Genomic DNA, 560 nt, shown 5'->3' on the forward strand with positions numbered 1-560 from the left:
CCTAGTTGTGCCATCTCAGCCTGAGCAGCTTCTGATTCTCTTAAATCATAAAAGTGAATCATGCAGCGATTGGAGCTTACAGCTTCATTAAACTGCTCCCATACTCCCTGATTCTGTTTATAAACCATACGAAGGACATCGTGATGCCTCGTCAAATCTTCTATGCTCTTCTCCAGTATACTGCCATCCAGCTCCTCCTTACTATATAGTAAAACAGATTGATTGAAGTACTCATGTGCTTTTATCTCCTCTGATTTGAAAAACCATTCCTGGATTGGGGTCAGCACAACAGCACCGCTCACTTCACTTTGATTGCTATCCTGAGTGGTCAACTCCATTAACCCTGCCAACTCTCCCAGTACCGGTGTACTTAACAAATGCTCTACTTTAAGTCTGTACCCCTGTTGTTTTAATCTGGCGGCTACCCGAATAGATTTAATAGAATCTCCACCAAGATTGTAAAAACTATCCTTGATACCGATCCCTTCTTTTTTCAATACCGCTGACCATACCGAAACTAAAACCTTTTCCTGTTCTGTTACCGGTGCTACATATTCAAC

General features: G+C 42.0%; 1 protein-coding gene. It reads right to left on the minus strand.

The window, feature by feature from the left end; genetic code table 11:
* Positions 1–560, minus strand: a 560-nt coding sequence (locus JO950_RS21980; RefSeq protein ID WP_237732433.1) for a condensation domain-containing protein, incomplete at both ends; no start/stop codon positions are given.

This window comes from Flavobacterium sp. UGB4466 (genome assembly GCF_903469665.1).
In the GTDB taxonomy this organism is placed as follows: domain Bacteria; phylum Bacteroidota; class Bacteroidia; order Flavobacteriales; family Flavobacteriaceae; genus Flavobacterium; species Flavobacterium lipolyticum.